Genomic DNA, 19,502 nt, shown 5'->3' with positions numbered 1-19,502 from the left:
AATGGTTTATTAAAAATTTGTTCAGCGAATCTGAAATCAATTGAAAAATGGCAAAACAAGTTAAGTATAATGTCGAAGCACGTGACATCCTCAAAAAAGGTGTAGACACGTTGGCAAATGCGGTGAAAGTGACATTGGGTCCACGAGGACGTAATGTCATCATTGAAAAGAAATTCGGTTCGCCGTCTATTACGAAAGACGGGGTTACCGTAGCAAAAGAAATCGAACTGAAGGACGCCCTGGAAAACATGGGTGCTCAAATGGTGAAGGAAGTAGCTTCTAAGACCGCCGATCAGGCTGGTGATGGAACCACGACGGCTACGGTGCTGGCACAAGCCATCATTGCACCGGGTTTGAAGAGCGTTGCTGCTGGCGCCAACCCGATGGACCTGAAACGCGGTATTGACAAAGCAGTTAGCGCCGTGGTAGGAAGCCTCCAAAGCCAGTCGAAGACTGTTGGTGAAGACAACAACAAAATCAAACAAGTAGCTAGCATTTCGGCGAATAACGACGAAGTAATCGGTGCGCTGATTGCCCAAGCCATGGAAAAGGTGGGCAAAGACGGTGTGATCACCGTGGAAGAAGCAAAGGGTACAGAAACCGAAGTGAAAACGGTTGAAGGTATGCAGTTTGACCGTGGCTACCTGTCGCCTTATTTCGTAACCAATACGGATAAGATGGAAGCCGACTTGGAAAATCCATATATTCTGATTTACGACAAGAAAATCAGCAATATGAAAGAACTGCTTCCCATTTTGGAAAAACAAGTTCAAACGGGCAAACCCTTGCTGATTATCGCGGAAGACCTCGACGGCGAAGCATTGGCCACCTTAGTTGTCAACAAGATCCGTGGATCGCTCAAAGTGGCCGCTGTTAAGGCACCTGGTTTTGGCGATCGCCGTAAAGCGATGCTGGAAGATATCGCCATCCTTACCGGTGGTACCGTCATCTCTGAAGAAAGAGGATTCAAACTGGAAAATGCCGAGCTCGAATATTTGGGTCAGGCTGAAAAAGTGGTTATCGATAAAGACAATACCACGATTATCAATGGATCGGGCAACTCGGACGATATTAAGGGTCGTGTAAGCCAAATCAAGGCACAAATCGAATCCACGACATCAGACTACGATCGCGAGAAATTGCAGGAACGTTTGGCTAAATTGGCCGGTGGTGTAGCGGTGCTGTACGTCGGTGCTGCCACCGAGGTGGAAATGAAAGAGAAGAAAGACCGCGTAGACGATGCGCTTCATGCTACCCGCGCTGCGGTTGAAGAAGGTATCGTAGCGGGTGGTGGTGTTGCATTTATCCGTGCGAGCGAATCATTAAAGGACCTCAAAGGTGCCAACGAAGACGAAAGCATTGGTATCGAAATCATCAAACGTGCCATTGAAGAGCCCTTGCGTCAAATCTGCAACAATGCTGCTGTAGAAGGGGCGGTTGTGGTACAAAAAGTGCGCGAAGGCAAGGACGACTTTGGCTACAATGCGCGTACAGGTGCTTACGAAAACCTGATCGGTGCAGGCGTTATCGACCCCACAAAGGTTACGCGCATCGCTTTGGAAAATGCGGCGTCTATCGCGGCCATGCTGTTGACCACCGAAGTGGTGTTGGCAGACGAGCCAGAAGATGAAAAAGCTGCAGGTGCAGGTGCTCCCCCGATGGGCGGCGGCATGGGCGGAATGATGTAATCATTGCTCCCGCTTAGCGGGAGTCCATCATAAACGCAGAAGGCGGCACATCCCCGAAAAGGTGTGCCGCCTTTGTATTTATACTTTTTTGTCGTTAGCCCGTCCGCTCCGTTCTTCTTACCGGAGCTTTTCGTTATTGCGGTGCCGATCGCCATCGCGGATTTGCTTTTTTTCGAGGTTCTTTGCCAACGCCTCGGTGAGATCGATCCCCGTTTGATTGGCTAGGCAAATCAGCACGAAAAGTACATCGGCCATCTCATCGGCTAGGTCCACCGCTTCGTCCGATTTCTTGAACGATTGTTCACCGTATTTCCGCGCCATGATACGGGCCACCTCCCCCACCTCTTCCATCAGAATAGCGGTATTGGTGAGTTCGTTGAAATACCGGATTCCAGTGGTGTTTATCCATTGGTCGATTACTTCCTGGGCTTCTTTTATCGTCATACTCCAATCAGTGATTATCTTTGTCTTTCGTATCCATCACGATGGTGACCGGCCCATCGTTCACGAGAGAGACCTTCATGTCAGCTCCAAATACTCCCGTAGCTACCTCCCTACCTACCTTTGTGAAAAGCTCGGCAATCATGGCTTCATACAGCGGTATGGCCTTATCGGGCTTCGCTGCACGTATAAATGACGGGCGATTTCCTTTTTTGGTCTGCGCAAATAGGGTGAACTGCGAAATCAACAAGACATCACCCTGAATATCGTGCAGAGATTTATTCATTAGCCCCTCCCCGTCACCAAAAACCCGCAGATTGGCGATTTTCTGGGCTAGCCACTGCAGGTCGCCTTCCTCATCTGCTTCTTCAATACCCAATAGCACCACAAAGCCTAGCCCGATTGAGCCCACGATGTGTCCTTCAACCTCGCAGGAGGCTTCGGAGACCCGTTGAATAACCGCCCGCACTATTCTTATTTTTTCCCGATGCGGTATAGTCTACCACCATCTGTAATGGCATACAGCGCGCCATCTTTCCCTTGATGCACATCCCGGAAGCGTTGGGCTTCGTCTTCCAGCAGCCGCTCTTCGCCGACAACCTTGTTGTCTTTAATAACCAACCTGGCAATATGTACACTGCTTAATCCTCCTATGAATAGATTGTTCTCCCACTCGGGAATGGAATTACCCGCAAAAAAAGTCATTCCACTCGGTGATAGTACGGGGTCCCAATAGTATACCGGCTGCTCCAAGCCTTCTTGCTGTTGGATGGCATCACCGATCTTGTTGCCGTTGTACTCAAGGCCGTAAGTAATGGTGGGCCAACCGTAGTTTTTACCAGCTTGGACACGGTTTATCTCGTCGCCGCCGCGGGGGCCGAATTCGCCCTCCCAAAGGTCACCCGTAATGGGATGGAATGCGAGCCCCTGCACATTGCGGTGCCCGTACGAATAAATTTCGGGGCGTGCATCGCTTCTCCCTTCAAAAGGGTTGCCTGGAGCGGGGTCACCGTTTGGCGTGATGCGTAGTACCTTTCCTAGCGCTGCATTCAAATCTTGGGCCAACGGTCGGGTTTCGATATCTGAACGCTCGCCGGTGCTGACAAAGAGGTTCCCGGTTTTATCAAACAAGATGCGCCCGCCATAATGCAGGTTGCTTTTATGAGCCGGTGTGGCTTGGTAAATGACCTGTGCATTTTCGACTGTCTTTTCATCATCGGCCAACCGCCCTTTAGCCACGGCAGTCAATGTACCGTTGGGCGTATCTTGGGAAAACACACAATAGACCATGCGGTTGCTGTCAAAATCGGGGTCGATGGTGACGCCCAGCAATCCGCCCTGCCCCTTTGCGTTAACAGCCGGCAGGCCGGTGATGGCCTCACTAAGCTCACCGGTTTGCGTGGCGATACGGAGTGTCCCCTCCTTTTCAGTAATCAACAGCCTGCCGTCGGGCAAACTGGCAATGCCCCAAGGCCGATCAAGCCCTTCCGTCAATACTTTTGCCTCAAAGGGGGTCGTGGTTTTCACACCAGCCACCCGTGTTTGCCCTTCGAAAGCAGGCGCATAGTCTGTATTGGCTTCTTTGGTTTCCACGGGCGCGTATGTCGAATCGGCCGGTGTTTCTTCAACGGTTTCCTTGGAAGCGGACGAATCGCAGGATGAAATCACGAACGATAATGCCGCAATAGCCGCAATTGATTTGGATGTATGTCGCATAACGATAATTTTGCTTAAAGGTAACGACATTTTTCCGACAATATCAATGCCAATGGTGCATTAAAACGGCAAGCGCACGATTATTTTACATCGGCGCTTGCCCTTTTTCATATACCCGCTAGAATTTGAGGTTCAACCCCAACAGGAAATTGGCCGTTGCTTGCGGATAATAGAAGTTGTAGTCTACCCGATCGGCTTCTGACAAATAGTAACCCCAGGTGTATCCGCTTGATGCATATTTCTCATTGAATACGTTGTTGACCAATAACGTGATGCCGATATTCTTCAGCTTCCAGAACGACGTATGATAAGTTGCGCGGACGTGGTTTACGAAAAAGCCATCTATGCTCCGGCTTGCGTTGCCGGTATTATCCAGGTACTGGCGCGATACGTACTTGCTGAGCAGCGCCACTTCAAACGGTTGCCAGGGCTTAAAGCTCAGCTCGCTGGAGGCCACCCAGTTTGGCGAAAACGAAATATCGGTGGTGGAGTAAAAGTTCTCCACATCGCCCACCACTTCCGTGAAGTTCTTGATTTTATTCTGGCTGTAGGCCAGTGTTGCCGCCCACGCAAACCAGGTATTGGGTGCCCAACGCCCATCGAACTCTAAACCGATGCGGTAGCTATCGTCTACATTGCGCCGTAGGGTGCTGCCCACGTCATTGAGCTGGCCCGTTAGCACCAGTTGATTTTTATACAACATGGCATAACCATTCAGGCCGATATTGAACCGATGGGCCCTGAGGCGATAACCAGCCTCGATGTCGTGTAGCTGCTCGGGTCTGGGCGTTTGGTCAATGGGCCAGTCGGTAAAATCGCTCCGCACCGGCTCTTTATTCGCCAATGCATAAGAAGCATACACATTACTTGCGGTGGACAATTGATACGTAAGCCCAATTTTCGGATTGAAAAAATCGAACGATGCATCCTGCGTTAGGTCGCGCAGGTCGTTATCGATCCCGGTAATGGCGTAATCGACACGACGGTACTGCGCATCTGCGAACAACGACAGCTCGTCCAGTTGGTACGAAGCTTTAAAATAGGTGTTGAAGTCTGTCTTGGTAGCGTCACCATCGTAATAGCGATAGGCGGTGCTGAAGCCGTCGTCCTTTGAAAGCGGGTAAGCCCCGTTAGTAGCCAACGGATACTGTGACCACACGATATCGCCGTAATGCCCACCATCGTAGCTATTGTAGGCGCCACCCAACGTGAATTCGAAGCCATTCCCGCTTTCGTACACAAGTGAGTAGGTGCCACCATAGAAATGGTTGTTTAGCCACCGCTGACGCACCAAGTCCGTTTCGGTTATGGTACCATCATTCACGGTGATGGGCGACAATCCGTAATCGGCGTATTCATCCTGGTTACGGAACTGCTCATAGTAACCTTTCCCCCGGGTGTAATGCAATGCGGTGTTGAGCGTAAGCTCGTCCGTGAGCGTGGAGGAAAACAGCAATTGGTAATGCGTTTGTTGGTAGTTATCGGTTTCATTGTCGTATAGGTACTTGTTGTACCGCCGGTCGGAGTTCAGCAAGTTCTCGGTTTCTTCGGGCGTTAGCCCATCATCTGCTGCATACGCTTCCATGGCAGCCACATCGCCCGTGAGCCGCGATTCAGGCGTACCGTACCAGGCTTGGTAGGTTTTTTCTTTACCGCCGAACACGTTGCCCCGCAACAGGCTATGCTGGCCGTGCCAGGCTCCGGACAGAAAGAACGACTGGAGGTTGGAGGTGCCCCGATCGATGTAACCGTCGCTGCTGATGCGTGAAAGGCGTCCGTCGAAGCTGAAATTGCCGTCGATGAGACCCGTGCCGAGCCGGATGGTATTTTTCAGTGAACGGTAGGAGCCAATGGACTGATCGAGTTCAGCGTACGCTTCTTCATTAAGCGTGTTGGTTTGGATATTGAGACTGGCGCCAAAAGCACCGGCCCCATTGGTGGATGTGCCTACCCCACGCTGGATCTGGATGTTATCCACGGAAGAGGCGAAGTCGGGCAGATTGACGAAAAACGAACCCAGGCTTTCCGCGTCGTTGAGTGGGATGCCATTGACCGTAACGTTGGTCCGCTGCGCATCGCTACCGCGGATTCGCATGCTGGTGTATCCGATACCTGCGCCAGCATCCGACGAAATGACCACGCCGGGTGTCTGGTCGAGAAGGAAAGGGATATCCTGCCCCACGTTATTCTTGGCGATATCCGCTTTGCTGATGTTTTTGTAGGTCGTCGCCGTATTTTCCGTGGCACGCGTAGCCTGGACCACCACTTCATCGGTTAACAGCGCCGCCTGTCGCAACGCGACATCAACTCGTTGGTCTCCAGCTACCGTAACGCGTTGCTTTTCCGTTTGGTAGCCGAGGTGGCTAACCACGATAGAGTAGCTACCTCCCTTGATGTGGCGAATGGTTGCCAAACCCTCGGTATTGGCCTTCCCTTGATACATGGTGCCTCCGAGGTGAATGGAAGCGCCCGGCATCGGTTTACCGCTGCTTGCCTCGGTTACGGATACGGTGATGCTGTGCTGTGCCACGGCGACAGCCATGACGACGTGCGTGAAAAACGCAATCCCTGCGATTGACTTTTTAATCATTTTGTAACTTGTAAATTTTAGTTAAACACCACTGCTATAAGGGGTTCATAGCAGCGTAATTATTTAACTTACCTCCCTCCGCCGGCATTATCCGGATCAGGTGCTTGGCGCCGCAGCACCAATGGGTATGATCTCAGCCTTTATTTGTGTTTTCTTGTACAAAACAAGGCACCCCTATATGATGGTGCAAAGGTACATAATTTATTATGATTAAGCGGTGCGTAATGAATGCCGACGACTTTTTTGTAAGAAACCAAACAATTTAACCGATATTCGTATTACGCAAGTATAAATCAAAAAATATCGTTATGCGGTTTATCATTGATGTACTATTAACCGGCCTGGCTGTATTTTTGGCAGCCCTGATTCTCCCCGCCTCGGCGGTGAGTGTCGCGGGGTTCGGTTGGGCGATTGTTGCGGGATTCATCATCGCTTTTGTGAACGCAACGTTAGGCACGGTGTTGCGCGTATTCACCTTTCCACTCAACCTGCTCACATTGGGCCTCATTTCGTTTATCATCACCGTGTTGATGGTTCAACTCACCAGCTATTTCATGGGTAGCAAGTTTGAGGTGGCGAATTTCTGGTGGGCAGCGGTGTTTGCGATTATCGTGGCGCTGATACAGATGCTATTGAACAGTGTTTTTGGTTCAAAGGAAGCGGACTAGAAGCTAGTCATCCCATATTCCGCCTGAAGGTCTCAGGGGTGGTATCGGCATATTTCTTGAAAAATTTACTGAAATACGAGTTGTCTTTGAAGTTGAGCACGTCGGCGATGGCGGCGATGGATAGCTCGGGGTTTACCAGGAGCCGTTTGGCCTCCAAGACAACGCGATCGCGTATCACGGTTCCCGCTGATTGGCCCAATAGGTCTGAACAAATGGCATTGAGGTGGTTGGGGGTAATGTAGAGCATGGCCGCATAATCCTTAGGTAACCGGAGTTCGGCATAATGCTTTTCCACAAGTTTCTTGAAGTTGCGCAATAAAACCGCATTGTAAGATTGCGGCGAAGGCTGCGCAGGCTTCTGCAGGTCGGCTAGGTCTAAGAATAACTTCAGCATCAACACTCGCAGCTTATCGATTGTAAGCATGCTTACGGCGGCGCTTAGCGGCACCATCTCTTCAAAGAGGGCGGTAATCCGTGGGCGTAAATCTGTGGGGATATCGAGCACCGATTGTTTAGCCTGTCCTTGAAAGAAAGCAAATTCGTCGATATAATCGGGGCGCAGCAGAAAAGACTGGAAAAACTGGGTTGAAAAGTTAAGCACATAGCCATCTACTTCCCCGTCGAAATTCCAACGGTGAACCTGGCCCGGCACCATCGCATACAATTGGTAGGGACGCACTTCAAAACGATCGAAGTCGATGGTATGGTACCCGGCACCTTTGGTAAAATAAACCAAATGGTAAAAGGTATGGCCATGCGGCACATGCAGCTTATGGTGCCGCACAATGTAGGGGGCAAAGGGGCCGACCAAGAATTCCGATTGGTAGGTCGCAAACCCCGTAATGTCATATACCGGATAGCCCTGACGAGTCATGGCTGTAAGTATACTGATTTTTTACCGCTTTTCGGGCACGCTTTTGGTTTGGGGCTGATAACTAATGCCCGGCGTGAGCCAATAAAGTAAGACGACCCGCGAATAACGGTAGTTGAGCGGTGAAAACACAATGACCGTACCGATGGTAGCGATAAGATATGGCCACGGGCCTTCCATATAGCCCGTAAAGAGGTAGAAGCCCATGCAGGCCACAATCATCTCGGCCATCGCCAATGCGTAGCTCACAAACATGGCTACATAAAAGTAGCCCGGTTCGCGCTCATAACGCAACCCACAGTGGGGGCATGTTTCGTTCATTTTTTGGGCTTTGAGTGCATAGGTCTTGCCTGTAAACATATTCCCTTCGCGGCACCGCGGGCATTTAGCTTGCAGCGCCGCTTTGAGAACCGATGGGGTGTGATTTCTTTCCATGATATTCTCCACGCTTAATCTGCCTGTTCTTTTTGCTGCAAAGATAACGACATCAAACAAGCTCCACTGGTAAGATACGGGTATCTTATGGTACTTTTTACTGACTGTTCGAGGTCATTGAGGGTCGTAGCGGAAGGTAGCTGGACATACCCGCATCTGTTTGATGAATGATGATGGCCACACAGTGGTCATCAGGCCCAACTTCGAATGCGATGCCATCGTCGGCTTCGTAAACCGTATAGGTCTCGCCGGCCTGACTATAGGTTTCAATGGCCGTGACCGGATAAGCGGTGCGGATTTGGGTAAGCGTGGAGCCCACATGGATCGAATCAGCGGTCTCGAAGGTTGGCGACGTCACCCTGATTTGCTGTATCCGGGCGGTTTCGTCATTGCCCATGTCTCGGGTGGTGAATATGGACAATGGGTACCCACTGGCGGTATCGGCATACCAAATCAGCACTGCCTTTCCCATAGCCGCATTGCTATGGTCGGGTCGACCGAGTTGTTGGTGAACCAAACTGTCGGCGTCGCCGAGTTTGAAAGGGCCTACAGACGTTCCGGGTACCAGCGCCAAGCGCTCCGCGGTGGCGGCTTGGGAAACTTCTGTAGCCGAACTATCCGTGAGTGTGGTACGATCGGTATCGCTGGGGCCGCCGCATGCGGTGAGCGTAAGACCGATCAGTGCAGCGGCCAAGCCGTTTGGGAATAAAGTCGCATGATGTTTCATATGTTATAAACGACTATTTTTTGCTTTTGTTTCGAAGCGGGACGAGCAGGTATTCCAGTCCATTGAGTTTGATTTCGTACATCGTTGCCAGCAACATGCCGATGGCGCCTTTGGGAAATCCTTGTTGGTGGAACCAAACCAAGTAGGCTTCAGGCAGGTTACAAATAAGCGTGTCCTTGTACTTGCCAAAAGGCATTTTGGTCGTCACCAATCGTTGCATGGTTTCTTCGGGCGTCATGAATAATCAGTCATTAGTTTTACCATACTTCACGTAGTATATTGTTAAACGAATAGCGATAACAACGTGGTTGAATACATTCGGCAACCATCCATAATGTTTGCTGAAAATCTGGAAACGCTCCTTCAGGCTCTGCCAGTGCCGTTTTTTAGACATCCCCCCTACGAGGTATTTGGCTACGATACGTTTGGTGTTTATGATTTTCCGGGCGGCCTTTGCCGCCCGGATGACCCAGTCGATATCGGCACTCAGCTGATATTGTAAATCATATTGGCTGACGATGCTACGCCGGATGTAAATGGCCTGGTGGCTGATGTTCATACCGTAACGGAAGCTTTTCCAATGGAACCGTTCTGGGATAGCGTGCCGCCGCAGACCGAGCGATTGCCAACGGGCATCGAACATTTCCGTCTCACCGTAGTAGATATCGGCGTTGGGTGCGGTAGCGAATACCGTGGCTACGGTGTCGACGGTATAAATCTCGTCACCCGAATTCATGAACAGGACGTAATCGCCCGTGGCAAGCGCAAGTCCTTTGTTCATGGCATCGTATATTCCGTTATCGGGCTCGCTGATAAACCGGGCGATCTGATCGGCATACTTACCGATGACGTCGACCGTACCATCGGTCGATCCACCATCGACAATCACATACTCAATATGCGGGTAGGTTTGGTTGATGACCGAACGGAGCGTCCGTTCGATGTCGGCCACATTGTTATAAACAACGGTGATGACAGTGAGCGTAGGTAAAAACGTACTTTCCATTGGCCATCAACTATTGGAACGCTCTGCCGGCTTTTGCACAACCATCACGTTGTTGTGGAAAAAATTCATGTTTTTCGGCAGTATAGCAGACAGCAGCAGTCCGCAAAGGGTAATCGGCGTAATAAACAACGGCGTAAGCGCTATTCGCGTTCCTTTATGTTTCGGAAAGATGTGTTGATAAACATAGGCGGCCCACATCTGGCACGTCGTGCTTACGTAATTGGTCGTCTTTTTTTCCTGAACAACCACGAATCCCTTTTCTTGCAGGATGTGTTTCAGTCCGAATGAGGTGTAACGAGCGAAGTCGTATGGGATTTCGTGTTCATCCCAAACGAAAGGCACCGTTATCAGCATTTTCCCGCCGGGTTTGAGTACGCGATGCAGCTCATCGAGGATTTGGGGGAGGTTGAAAACGTGCTCGAAGACTTCACTGGAAAAAATACTGTCGAACGATTCGTCGGCAAAAGGCAATGTGTTGCCATCGTAGTAGACATCAATTTCCTCGCTGCGATGATCGTGCCCGCTCACCTCAATGTCTGCACCTACATATTCGGACACGGCGAACAGCGCTTTGTACGGTTTGCTGCCACAACCGAAATCCAACAGTTTGCCGTGCAGGTGCCCGCTGAATTGGGCTACCCCATTATACAGCCCCCTGCGGATGATAAAGAAAGGGTTGAAAAACAGTCCGAAAAGCGTGGGCTGGAATAAGGATTTGTTATACAGTTTTTTAAGCTTCGCTACCACAGTGGATCGTTATATTGACTTGAATTGTGTTGTCCAGCGATGTATTGCATCTTTGTCGAGATACAGTTTAACGCTCATTTCTTCGTGTATTTTCTCTTCGAGCAGATCGATGCGTTGGCGTTCGAGTACGTTCAAGGCGATGTCATTTCGCATTTCGAGCGCTCGGTTGTCGATGCCGATGATAATGGCTTTCCTCTTTTTCTGCAATGCCCGTATACCGGCGTGGAGGCGTGTTCCCACGTATTCGCAGGGTTCCCGCTCCAGAAAAGAATCGAATGCGGATAGTTTCGGTGCCACATAGCCAATATCGGACGTTAAACTTTCGATGTATGCCCGGTCCTTCGAACCTTGCACCCACACATATACCTTCTGGTAATGCTTTTTCAGGATTTCGAACATCCGCCGATCACGGTCAGTATCGCGCATGTAATCGGTAATCGTGGTGATAACGGTATCGCGCTTTTTGGGGTTAATCTGTGAGCAATGCGGTTCGTCGAGCCCCCACACCGTGGGACAGCCGGTATTGATAACATTTTTGATGCCGATCTCGGCTAGCTTCTGCAACGTGTAGTTATCTCTAACAGCGTGCAGGTATCGTTTAGACAACAAAGACCGGTACATCATCCTGGAATAGGTGGATACCGGCCTGTCCTGGTATTGCCACCACCCTACCCCAAGCAGTACCGCTTTATGCCGTAAAGCGAACAGGTCTTTAATGCCGACCTTCCATTGGCTCTTCCGGAGGGTATTATTTTTCAATAGGTTGGTGCCTCCCACAATGCCCGTATCGTATTTTCGGAACTTGTGGAGGTCTTTCGGATGGATGGAAAAGTGGGTCGGCACGTTGATGACGAAATCGTCCATGAACAATTCATCGGAAATCCGATTGACCGCGTCCATGATGATGTGGTCGCCGAGATTGGTGGTACCTACTGAGGTATCGAAAATAATTTTTGGCATGTGTTTGCTACACTTATCGTTTGACCAACCGCCGGATGGTCGGTATGAAAAATAACGCTTCGAGCATCAGCCATCCCTGCGCCCGCGTTTTGGGTACGAAGATAACAAATAGTGCCGTGCTGGCATAGGTGGCTAACGTGGCATAAGCAGCACCAATCATGCCATATTCCGGAATCCACCAGCTATTCAATCCAATATTGATCACAGCCCCAGTCACTGCCCGGGCCAGCGAAATACGCGTGTAGCCTTCAGCAAGCAGGTATTGGCCGGTGGCGACGTACAGAAACATAAATACCCCTGCCCAAATGTGAACCGTGAGCACGGGGGCGCCGGCGGCATATTCTGCCGAGTAGAACGTGCGGTAAATAAGCGGTGCGGCTAGGGTGATAACCACCGCAATGGCAACGCTCACCATCGTCATCAATTCATACAGGTGCTGCAGCCGTCGCCGATAGCGGACGGGGTCGTCACGGCGCGCATTCATGATGGCTGGAAAAAGCGCGGTGACAATGGCCATCGGGACAAAGTACCAGCCTTCACTGAGCTTCACTACCGTATCATATACCCCGAATACCGCTTTACCCAAATAGGCATCGAGCATCAATTGGTCGATTTTCATATATAAAATGATGGCAACCGACGAAAAAGCAAGGGGCCAGGAGTAATGGAGTAAATGCTTGGCCATACGCCAACTGAACCGCCAGTTGACCAGCCGATTGCCGCGCCGATCGTAACCATACAAGTATCCCACTGCAAGAAAAACTGCATCGAACAGGAGCGCCCAAACAAACCAATCTACCGTGGCTTGCCCGAAAACCAAGGCAAGTTTTACCGCGGCAGAAAGCAGGTTGGCCCCTACTTGGATGTACATGATGTATTTGCCCTGTACCTTGGCTTGGAAAAAACAATCGATGATATTGACCGACTGGAACAGGCAGACAAACGACACGATCAGGATATAATGGAAAGGTGCTGCCTGCGGCTCCGACGTGTAATGAGCAATCGCCAAGTAGGTTGCATAAATCAAGGGAAGTGCCACAATTGAGGCAACCAGCCGCAACCGGAACGCTGTACCCAATATGGTGTGTTCCTTTTCAGGTTGCTGCAACAACTGGCGCGTAACGAAGCTATCCATGCCCAGTGCGCAGGCCGCGGCAAAAAAAGAAACCAGCACGAGCGGATAGTTCAGCTCACCATTCAGGCTGCTACCCAAATAATTGGGTATAACGATGGCCGTAACGACCATCTTGATGAAAATCGCACCTACACGGGCCACCATCAACCACCCGGCATTCTTAAGATACTTGTTGAAAGCTTCTGGATTGAAACCGGGTAATGACGGGATGTTCATCAAACTGATTCGCTATACCACGTCTACTACCTTTCCGAAACCTGCCAAACTCCCATGCGTGGGATCCAGGTCGGTTACTAAGTAAGAAATGGCGTTGAGGCTGCAGACTTTCATTTTCTGCACGGAATTTAGTTTCTCGGCGATACTGAGGATGGCGGTTTTACTGGAGCAACGGATCATGGCTTTCTTGATCTGCACCACTTCCCAGTCGGAGTCGGTAACACCATCTTCTACGGAAAGGCTATTCGTACCCAGCAAACACAGGTCGACCCGGATTTCCGATAATTGATTGATGACCTGCGAGCCAATACTGATATTGGTATTGCGCGAAAGTTTACCGCCAATAAGAATAACATCGGCATTCGTCCGCTCGGCCAGTTCGAGGGCCACCAGCGGACTGATGGTAAAAAATGTACATTGAAGACTTTCGGGGATGATACGTGCCAGTTCGAGCATCGTTGTGCCCCCGCCCGCGAGTACCGTCATGCCATTTTGCACCAGTTTGAGCGCCTTGCTGGCAATTTGTTTCTTGGAATCACGGGCGTATACATTATTCTCCTTAAAGGGATACTGGAACGACTTGGACAACGCACCGCCATATACTTTGAGTACTTTTCCATTTTCGGCCAATTCGTTCAAATCGCGCCGGATGGTATCTTCAGAGACACTGAGCTGCACACTGAGGTCTGACGATAGCACCTTGTTGTGCAAGTTGATCTGGTGAATGATAAAAGCCTGCCGTTCTTCCTTCAACATGGTATAAGCGGTTTATTAAGTGGGTAAAGATAGAATATTTTAAAGAAATTTGTATTATTACCCCCGCAAAGCATTTAGACAACCATAGCGTATACAGTATTCATGACCGAATCATATCTTGCAATCACCAACGGAACCGTATTTACGGGCGATGAACTAACCAGTGGAAAAACGGTATTGATCGAAGGAAATAAAGTGGTTGGGCTCATCCCCGCTGCCGAAACCCCATCGGAAGCCAAAATCGTGGATGCCATGGGCGGGTATGTGGCACCGGGGTTTGTGGATCTGCAAATATATGGTGGGGGAAGCCGGCTATTTTCCGCCGACCCTACAGCGGCGGCAACGGATGAAATCGCCGCAGCACTGGTGAAATCGGGAACCACGAGCTTCATGATTACGATCGCAACCAACACAATGGAACTGGTGGATGAAGCCCTGCGGGTTATGCAGGACTACCAGCATGCGGCGCTTCTGGGTTTGCACCTGGAAGGGCCGTACCTTAACCCTGAAAAACGGGGCGCGCATCCAGCGTCTTATATACGTAAACCCGAAAAGTCGGAGGTTAGTGCACTGTTGGACCGTGCTGGCACGAGCTTACGGATGATGACCATCGCCCCAGAGCGGTTTGAAGACGAGGTGATCGAGATGCTATTGCACCACGGCATCCTCTTGTCGGCGGGACACAGCAATGCCACGTTTGAGGAGGCCACACACGGATTCCGGAAAGGGATACAAGCGGTGACCCATTTTTTCAATGCCATGTCGCCATTCCATCACCGTAACCCGGGGTTGCCAGGAGCAACTTTCCAGGACGGCACCGCGAAAGCAAGCATCATCGCTGACGGTATACACGTGGATTACCAAACGCTGGCGATCAGCAAACGGTTGTTGGGCGACCGGCTCTTTTTGATTACCGATGCTGTGGTAGCTGTGGATACCGGCACCTACACGCATGTTTTTACGGGCGACCGATATACGTTGCCTGACGGCACGCTGTCCGGATCGGCATTGACCATGATGCAGGCGGTGGCCAATTGCGTACGCTACGCAAAGATTCCATTGGAGGAGGCGCTACGGATGGCTACTTTATATCCGGCGTCGCTTATCGGGGCCGACAACCTGGGTAGAATTACCGCCGGAGCGACCGCCAATTTGGTTATCTTTGACGATGACTATGCGGTGAGAAACGTATTCCTCGGGGGGGTACCCCAATGAAAAACCTATTCAAATTACTCTATTTCCAGGTCGTCATCGCCATTATTATTGGCATTTTAATCGGCCATTTCTATCCATCGGTAGGTATTCAGTTGAAGCCGCTCGGCGACGGGTTCATCAAGCTGATTAAGATGGTGATAGCACCGTTGATTTTCTGTAGCATTGTATTAGGCATTGCGGGGATGGAAGACGTGAAGAAAATCGGCAAGGTGGGTGTGAAAGCGTTACTGTACTTTCAGATCTCTACCATCGCCGCCATGCTGCTCGGCGTAATGGTGATCAATATCGTTAAACCGGGCGAGGGTATGCACGTAGACCCACAGACCCTGGATACTTCGGAAGTATCATCCTACATCACCCAAAGCGAACACCAGAACAGCGTTAAGGACTTTCTACTGGATATCATCCCCGAAAACGTATTCGGGGCGTTATCTTCGGGCAACCTGCTGCAGGTTCTTTTCTTCGCCGTACTATTCGGGTACGGGCTGTCTAGGATCGGGGCCAAAGCTGACCCCGCCATCCGCGTAATGCAGTCTTTTCTCGATGGCTTATTCGCCGTGATCAGGATGATCATGAGGGTCGCTCCTATTGGCGCTATGGGTGCGATAGGCTTTACCATCGGCAAATACGGTATCAGCTCGCTTTCTTCTTTAGGCCTGTTGATGCTGTGCTTTTACGGCACATGCCTGCTGTATGTTTTTTTGGTCGCAGGCACGTTTTTGAGGTATTATGGCATCAGCATATTCAAAGTGCTACGCTATATAAAGGAGGAACTACTGGTTGTGCTCGGCACATCATCGTCAGAATCGGTGCTTCCTGCGATTATGCAGAAGCTCGAAAAGATGGGGTGTTCGAAGCCGGTGGTCGGCCTTACGATACCCACGGGCTATTCATTCAACCTGGATGGCACCGCTATTTACCTCACGATGGCCGCCATTTTCCTGTCGAAAGCCCTTGATATGCCCATGAACCTGATGGATCAGCTATTTTTGCTGTTTGTGCTTACCATCACTTCCAACGGTGCTGCGGGCGTAACGGGAAGTGGCTTTATCATCCTGGCCGCCACGCTACCTGTCGTGGGCCATATGCCCGTTGAATCGGTAGCGCTGATTTTCGGTATCGACCGCTTTATGAGCGAAGCCAGGGCCTTGACCAATATCATTGGCAACACCGCGGCAACGCTTGTGGTAGCGCGTTGGGAAAACGAACTGGATATGGACCAATTGAAATCAGAGCTAGACTAGCTTACCCGTCCCCATTTGTGGGGGCGGCATCATCGTCGGACAACCCGGCTAATATATTATTCACTTCGGTTTCTGTTGCCGTGAGTTTCGCCTTGCAGGCATGAATGAGCAGGGTTGCCCGTTTTACCTTTTCCGAAAGCTCGTCGACCGAGATTTCCCCCTGTTCGATTTCCGATACGATGGTCTGCAGCTCCTCGAATGCATCGGTATACGTGTATTGGTTATCCATTATCCAACGGTTTTAATTTATCTATTTTACTGGTCATGCTCCCCTGTGCCAAAACAGTCTCTACAATGTCGCCTTCACGCACGGGCTCGGTGCTTTTCAACGCCTTCCCGTTGAGGCGGGTGATGCTATACCCGCGCCGGAGCACGTGGCGGGGATCCAATAGGTACACTGTCTTTTCAATGGTCAGCAAATCAGACCGTTTATCTTTGAGAAGGGATGAGGTTGCCGTTTTCAGAGTTTGTGTAGCGTGTTGCAGCTGTTGTTGACCATGGCGCAAACGAGCGATATTGACCATACCCAGCCGTACAGCACCATATTCAAGCGCTTTCTGTTGCCCATTAACCAAGTGGATGCTATGCAGCCGGAAGTACCGGATCAAGTCATCCAGCGTATTGCGTTCCCGGGACAACTGTTGTTGGGCCTTCCGCGTAATGATCTCTCGGGCTTGGTTAACCGGTTCGGCAAACCGATGAAACCGTTGGATAAGGAAATCAGCGAGTTCGCTCGGCGTTATTGCATTCCGGTACGCCACCATTTCGCTAACCGTTTCGTTAGTGGAATGGCCGATGCCGGTAAGGACCGGAATTGGGAACCGAGCGATGGCGACAGCCAATGCATAATGGTTATAACTCGATAAGCCAACATCACCGCCGCCACCACGTATAATGGCAACCACATCATACAAATCCTGCTGTTTTGCAATACCTTCCAGTTGGGTGATGATGTCCTGCACAGATTTATCTCCTTGAAGCAACGCGGGAAAAAGCGTTTGCTCAAAGCGATAGCCCCAAGGGTTATGTTGTAATATCTTCAGGAAATCGGCATAACCCTTGCTGGTTTCCACCGATATGATGGCCAGTCGCTTGGGCACAACCGGAAAGGTGAGGGATTTATTCGCCTTAAAGACCCCCTCTTCTTTAAGGCGATTGATACTTGCTAACTTTTCCCGTTGCAGTTCACCCAGCGCATGCACCGGATCGATATCCAAGATACGTAGGGTTAAGCCGTAAACGGGATCATAGGATATAGCAGCTTGGAACAAGATGGTGATACCATTTTTCAAAGGTTCTTTAGTGGTTTCGATAAACTGCTGATTGATGCGCTGGTAGTCGCCTTTCCAAAGTACCGATCGCATTTCAGCCACGACCCGCCCCTCGCGCTTCTCGACCAGTTCGGGATAACAATGACCCGAGTGGGAGTAGTGATTGAGCTTATTCATCTCCGCTTTCACCCAATAGACGCTTTTATAGCGTTCGGCAATCGTTTTCTGAATACTGCGAGCTACCTCTACGAGGCTAAACACCGTCTTGTCCGAAAATTTCTCAGGCATAACCAAAGGTAAGCTTTTTCTATAAAATCACTACCTTTGTGCGCGTGAACGTGCCAGGGAGGCACCTTCCTTTTTTGGACAGGTGAAAGATTTAGGCTTTACGAGACCATACAGAAAGATTATCATTGAATGAAACTACCCATCATATCATACGGCGACCCCATCTTGAAGCGAAAAGGTGAAGCAATTGAAAAAGACTATCCAGGCTTACAACAGTTGATAGCCGATATGTTCGAAACCATGTATGCCGCCAACGGTGTCGGGTTGGCTGCGCCTCAGATTGGACGCTCTATACGGTTGTTCGTCATCGACGCCAGTCCTTACGAAGAAGATGAGCCGGGGCTTGGTGATTTCAAGAAAGTCTTCATCAATGCGGAGCTCTTGGACGAAGAGGGAGACAAGTGGGTATTCAACGAAGGGTGCCTGAGCATTCCCGACATCAGAGAAGATGTGAGCAGGTACCCTACTATCCGTATTCGCTATGTTGATGAAAACTGGGTGGAGCACGAAGACGAGCTAGATGGATTGGCCGCGCGGATTATCCAGCATGAATACGACCACACCGAGGGCAAGCTGTTTACCGATAAGCTGAGTCCGCTCCGCAAAGCGATGATCAAGAGTAAATTGGACTCGATTTCGCGAGGCCAGGTTGATGTAGATTACAAAATGAAGTTCCCGGCAACGAGAAGGAAACGGTAACGGCCTCCGTTCAACCGCCCACTAGGGGTAACGCTAGTCGATATTTCACGGCAACCACGCGGACGACAACCACAGTAACCACGGTTAGGGAGGCGTTGATCACATAACCCACCCCCAGGGAGTCGAGCGTAAAGAACAACGCCGCTCCCAGAAGACATGCCGTTGCATAGATCTCCCGGCGAAAAATCAAGGGAGTTTCATTCAGCAGTGTATCGCGGATAACACCTCCCATTACCGCAGAAAACATACCCAGTACCACGGCGGCTATGCCGCTGCTGTCGTAAGCCAACGATTTCTGCACACCCACCACCGTGAAAAAACCGATTCCCAACGCGTCAAACAAAAATAACGTCCGTGCGAACTTGCCTAAGATGCTGCGCAACCAGACGGCGATGAGTACACCTACTAATATCGCTAACAGGTAATTTCCGTCATCCACCCACACTGGTCGTAAATTAAGGAAAATATCGCGGAGACTTCCTCCTCCGATAGCGGTAACGAAACCAGTAAATGCAGCTCCAAACAAATCAATATTATTCCGGGTTGCTGCCATAGCCCCTGATATTGCGAAGACCATGGTTCCCAAAAGATCGATATAATAGATGATTTCCAACGCTATTCTTTTACGTACCTGGTGTAAAAGTACAATAATTCCCGATCACTTAACAGCATTGGCATATGCTATTAAGCATACTTCTTGATTTTTTCTCATTGATTTATAGCATGTCACGAGCATTGACAAACAATATCTCATACGTGATGTTGCAATTTACAGATATTGGCTTACCTTTGCATCCCGCTTCGGAGGAGGCGGTTGTTCGTTGAGGGT

General features: G+C 50.2%; 21 protein-coding genes. 5 read left to right on the top strand and 16 right to left on the bottom strand.

Going from position 1 to position 19,502, the window contains the following annotated elements:
* Positions 1–47 precede the first annotated feature (47 nt).
* Positions 48–1,688: a chaperonin GroEL gene (groL, locus tag U9S71_RS00105; RefSeq protein ID WP_326324282.1), complete on the top strand. Its 1,641-nt coding sequence runs from the start codon at positions 48–50 to the stop codon at positions 1,686–1,688.
* Between the two features lie 117 nt (positions 1,689–1,805).
* On the opposite strand, the gene U9S71_RS00100 is transcribed toward groL, so the two are convergent.
* The 4 genes from U9S71_RS00100 to U9S71_RS00085 form a co-directional block, all read right to left on the bottom strand.
* Positions 1,806–2,132, bottom strand: coding sequence for a nucleotide pyrophosphohydrolase (locus U9S71_RS00100; protein WP_326324280.1), 327 nt, complete (start codon positions 2,130–2,132; stop codon positions 1,806–1,808).
* Positions 2,133–2,139: 7 nt separating this feature from the next.
* Positions 2,140–2,598 carry a D-aminoacyl-tRNA deacylase gene (dtd, locus tag U9S71_RS00095; RefSeq protein WP_326324279.1) on the bottom strand — a complete coding sequence of 153 codons (459 nt, stop codon included), beginning with the start codon at positions 2,596–2,598 and terminating at the stop codon, positions 2,140–2,142.
* Positions 2,599–2,603: 5 nt separating this feature from the next.
* Positions 2,604–3,845, bottom strand: a complete 1,242-nt coding sequence (locus U9S71_RS00090) for a PQQ-dependent sugar dehydrogenase (protein ID WP_326324277.1) — start codon at positions 3,843–3,845, stop codon at positions 2,604–2,606.
* A gap of 118 nt (positions 3,846–3,963) precedes the next feature.
* On the bottom strand, positions 3,964–6,435 hold the full coding sequence (locus U9S71_RS00085) for a TonB-dependent receptor (RefSeq protein WP_326324275.1): 2,472 nt from the start codon (positions 6,433–6,435) through the stop codon (positions 3,964–3,966).
* A gap of 308 nt (positions 6,436–6,743) precedes the next feature.
* Here U9S71_RS00085 and U9S71_RS00080 point away from each other — a divergent pair, with 308 nt between their 5' ends.
* Complete coding sequence (locus tag U9S71_RS00080; RefSeq protein ID WP_326324273.1) at positions 6,744–7,103, top strand: phage holin family protein; 360 nt, start codon at positions 6,744–6,746, stop codon at positions 7,101–7,103.
* A 7-nt stretch (positions 7,104–7,110) separates the two neighbouring features.
* Here U9S71_RS00080 and U9S71_RS00075 read toward each other — a convergent pair whose 3' ends face one another.
* The 9 genes from U9S71_RS00075 to U9S71_RS00035 form a co-directional block, all read right to left on the bottom strand.
* Positions 7,111–7,977 carry an AraC family transcriptional regulator gene (locus tag U9S71_RS00075; RefSeq protein ID WP_326324271.1) on the bottom strand — a complete coding sequence of 289 codons (867 nt, stop codon included), beginning with the start codon at positions 7,975–7,977 and terminating at the stop codon, positions 7,111–7,113.
* 21 nt (positions 7,978–7,998) lie between these two features.
* Positions 7,999–8,409 (bottom strand): DUF983 domain-containing protein, encoded by a 411-nt coding sequence (locus U9S71_RS00070; protein WP_326324270.1) that lies wholly within the window; start codon positions 8,407–8,409, stop codon positions 7,999–8,001.
* 97 nt (positions 8,410–8,506) lie between these two features.
* A complete protein-coding gene (locus U9S71_RS00065; protein WP_326324269.1) occupies positions 8,507–9,136 on the bottom strand; it encodes a hypothetical protein in 630 nt (209 codons plus the stop codon).
* 13 nt (positions 9,137–9,149) lie between these two features.
* Positions 9,150–9,374, bottom strand: coding sequence for a DUF3820 family protein (locus U9S71_RS00060; protein WP_326324267.1), 225 nt, complete (start codon positions 9,372–9,374; stop codon positions 9,150–9,152).
* Positions 9,375–9,380: 6 nt separating this feature from the next.
* Entirely contained in the window at positions 9,381–10,142 is a 762-nt protein-coding gene (locus U9S71_RS00055; protein ID WP_326324266.1) for a glycosyltransferase family 2 protein, read from the bottom strand.
* A 6-nt stretch (positions 10,143–10,148) separates the two neighbouring features.
* Positions 10,149–10,889, bottom strand: coding sequence for a class I SAM-dependent methyltransferase (locus tag U9S71_RS00050; protein ID WP_326324264.1), 741 nt, complete (start codon positions 10,887–10,889; stop codon positions 10,149–10,151).
* Between the two features lie 9 nt (positions 10,890–10,898).
* The gene (locus U9S71_RS00045; RefSeq protein ID WP_326324263.1) at positions 10,899–11,849 is read right to left on the bottom strand and encodes a polysaccharide pyruvyl transferase family protein; all 951 of its coding nucleotides are present in this window, start codon (positions 11,847–11,849) and stop codon (positions 10,899–10,901) included.
* Between the two features lie 13 nt (positions 11,850–11,862).
* A complete protein-coding gene (locus U9S71_RS00040; RefSeq protein ID WP_326324262.1) occupies positions 11,863–13,200 on the bottom strand; it encodes a flippase in 1,338 nt (445 codons plus the stop codon).
* A gap of 12 nt (positions 13,201–13,212) precedes the next feature.
* A complete protein-coding gene (locus tag U9S71_RS00035) occupies positions 13,213–13,956 on the bottom strand; it encodes a DeoR/GlpR family DNA-binding transcription regulator (protein WP_326324261.1) in 744 nt (247 codons plus the stop codon).
* Positions 13,957–14,058: 102 nt separating this feature from the next.
* Between U9S71_RS00035 and nagA the strand changes: the two genes are divergently transcribed.
* Complete coding sequence (gene nagA / locus U9S71_RS00030; protein ID WP_326324259.1) at positions 14,059–15,171, top strand: N-acetylglucosamine-6-phosphate deacetylase; 1,113 nt, start codon at positions 14,059–14,061, stop codon at positions 15,169–15,171.
* Positions 15,168–16,415, top strand: coding sequence for a C4-dicarboxylate transporter DctA (gene dctA, locus U9S71_RS00025; RefSeq protein ID WP_326324258.1), 1,248 nt, complete (start codon positions 15,168–15,170; stop codon positions 16,413–16,415). The genes nagA and dctA overlap by 4 nt, the downstream gene beginning before the upstream one ends.
* A gap of 1 nt (position 16,416) precedes the next feature.
* Here dctA and xseB read toward each other — a convergent pair whose 3' ends face one another.
* Entirely contained in the window at positions 16,417–16,644 is a 228-nt protein-coding gene (gene xseB / locus U9S71_RS00020; RefSeq protein WP_326324256.1) for an exodeoxyribonuclease VII small subunit, read from the bottom strand.
* A complete protein-coding gene (gene xseA, locus U9S71_RS00015; RefSeq protein WP_326324255.1) occupies positions 16,637–17,974 on the bottom strand; it encodes an exodeoxyribonuclease VII large subunit in 1,338 nt (445 codons plus the stop codon). Before xseA ends, xseB begins: the two co-directional genes overlap by 8 nt.
* Before the next feature lie 129 nt (positions 17,975–18,103).
* Between xseA and def the strand changes: the two genes are divergently transcribed.
* Entirely contained in the window at positions 18,104–18,673 is a 570-nt protein-coding gene (gene def / locus U9S71_RS00010) for a peptide deformylase (RefSeq protein WP_326324253.1), read from the top strand.
* A 10-nt stretch (positions 18,674–18,683) separates the two neighbouring features.
* Here def and U9S71_RS00005 read toward each other — a convergent pair whose 3' ends face one another.
* Positions 18,684–19,286 carry a trimeric intracellular cation channel family protein gene (locus tag U9S71_RS00005; protein WP_326324251.1) on the bottom strand — a complete coding sequence of 201 codons (603 nt, stop codon included), beginning with the start codon at positions 19,284–19,286 and terminating at the stop codon, positions 18,684–18,686.
* Between the last annotated feature and the right edge of the window lie 216 nt (positions 19,287–19,502).

Origin of the sequence: Parapedobacter flavus (genome assembly GCF_035818675.1) — a bacterium.
GTDB lineage: Bacteria > Bacteroidota > Bacteroidia > Sphingobacteriales > Sphingobacteriaceae > Parapedobacter > Parapedobacter flavus.
Note: the sequence above shows the minus strand (reverse complement) of the source record. Positions and strands in the feature narration are given on the sequence as shown.

Excerpts from the sequence above, each read along its gene's own strand:
- U9S71_RS00040 (WP_326324262.1), bottom strand. The coding sequence starts at position 13,200 with ATGAACATCCCGTCATTACCCGGTTTCAATCCAGAAGCTTTCAACAAG.
- U9S71_RS00035 (WP_326324261.1), bottom strand. The coding sequence starts at position 13,956 with ATGTTGAAGGAAGAACGGCAGGCTTTTATCATTCACCAGATCAACTTG.
- U9S71_RS00045 (WP_326324263.1), bottom strand. The coding sequence starts at position 11,849 with ATGCCAAAAATTATTTTCGATACCTCAGTAGGTACCACCAATCTCGGC.
- U9S71_RS00075 (WP_326324271.1), bottom strand. The coding sequence starts at position 7,977 with ATGACTCGTCAGGGCTATCCGGTATATGACATTACGGGGTTTGCGACC.
- U9S71_RS00090 (WP_326324277.1), bottom strand. The coding sequence starts at position 3,845 with ATGCGACATACATCCAAATCAATTGCGGCTATTGCGGCATTATCGTTC.
- U9S71_RS00070 (WP_326324270.1), bottom strand. The coding sequence starts at position 8,409 with ATGGAAAGAAATCACACCCCATCGGTTCTCAAAGCGGCGCTGCAAGCT.
- U9S71_RS00055 (WP_326324266.1), bottom strand. The coding sequence starts at position 10,142 with ATGGAAAGTACGTTTTTACCTACGCTCACTGTCATCACCGTTGTTTAT.
- xseA (WP_326324255.1), bottom strand. The coding sequence starts at position 17,974 with ATGCCTGAGAAATTTTCGGACAAGACGGTGTTTAGCCTCGTAGAGGTA.
- U9S71_RS00060 (WP_326324267.1), bottom strand. The coding sequence starts at position 9,374 with ATGACGCCCGAAGAAACCATGCAACGATTGGTGACGACCAAAATGCCT.
- nagA (WP_326324259.1), top strand. The coding sequence starts at position 14,059 with ATGACCGAATCATATCTTGCAATCACCAACGGAACCGTATTTACGGGC.
- dctA (WP_326324258.1), top strand. The coding sequence starts at position 15,168 with ATGAAAAACCTATTCAAATTACTCTATTTCCAGGTCGTCATCGCCATT.
- U9S71_RS00085 (WP_326324275.1), bottom strand. The coding sequence starts at position 6,435 with ATGATTAAAAAGTCAATCGCAGGGATTGCGTTTTTCACGCACGTCGTC.
- U9S71_RS00065 (WP_326324269.1), bottom strand. The coding sequence starts at position 9,136 with ATGAAACATCATGCGACTTTATTCCCAAACGGCTTGGCCGCTGCACTG.
- U9S71_RS00100 (WP_326324280.1), bottom strand. The coding sequence starts at position 2,132 with ATGACGATAAAAGAAGCCCAGGAAGTAATCGACCAATGGATAAACACC.
- U9S71_RS00080 (WP_326324273.1), top strand. The coding sequence starts at position 6,744 with ATGCGGTTTATCATTGATGTACTATTAACCGGCCTGGCTGTATTTTTG.
- def (WP_326324253.1), top strand. The coding sequence starts at position 18,104 with ATGAAACTACCCATCATATCATACGGCGACCCCATCTTGAAGCGAAAA.
- xseB (WP_326324256.1), bottom strand. The coding sequence starts at position 16,644 with ATGGATAACCAATACACGTATACCGATGCATTCGAGGAGCTGCAGACC.
- groL (WP_326324282.1), top strand. The coding sequence starts at position 48 with ATGGCAAAACAAGTTAAGTATAATGTCGAAGCACGTGACATCCTCAAA.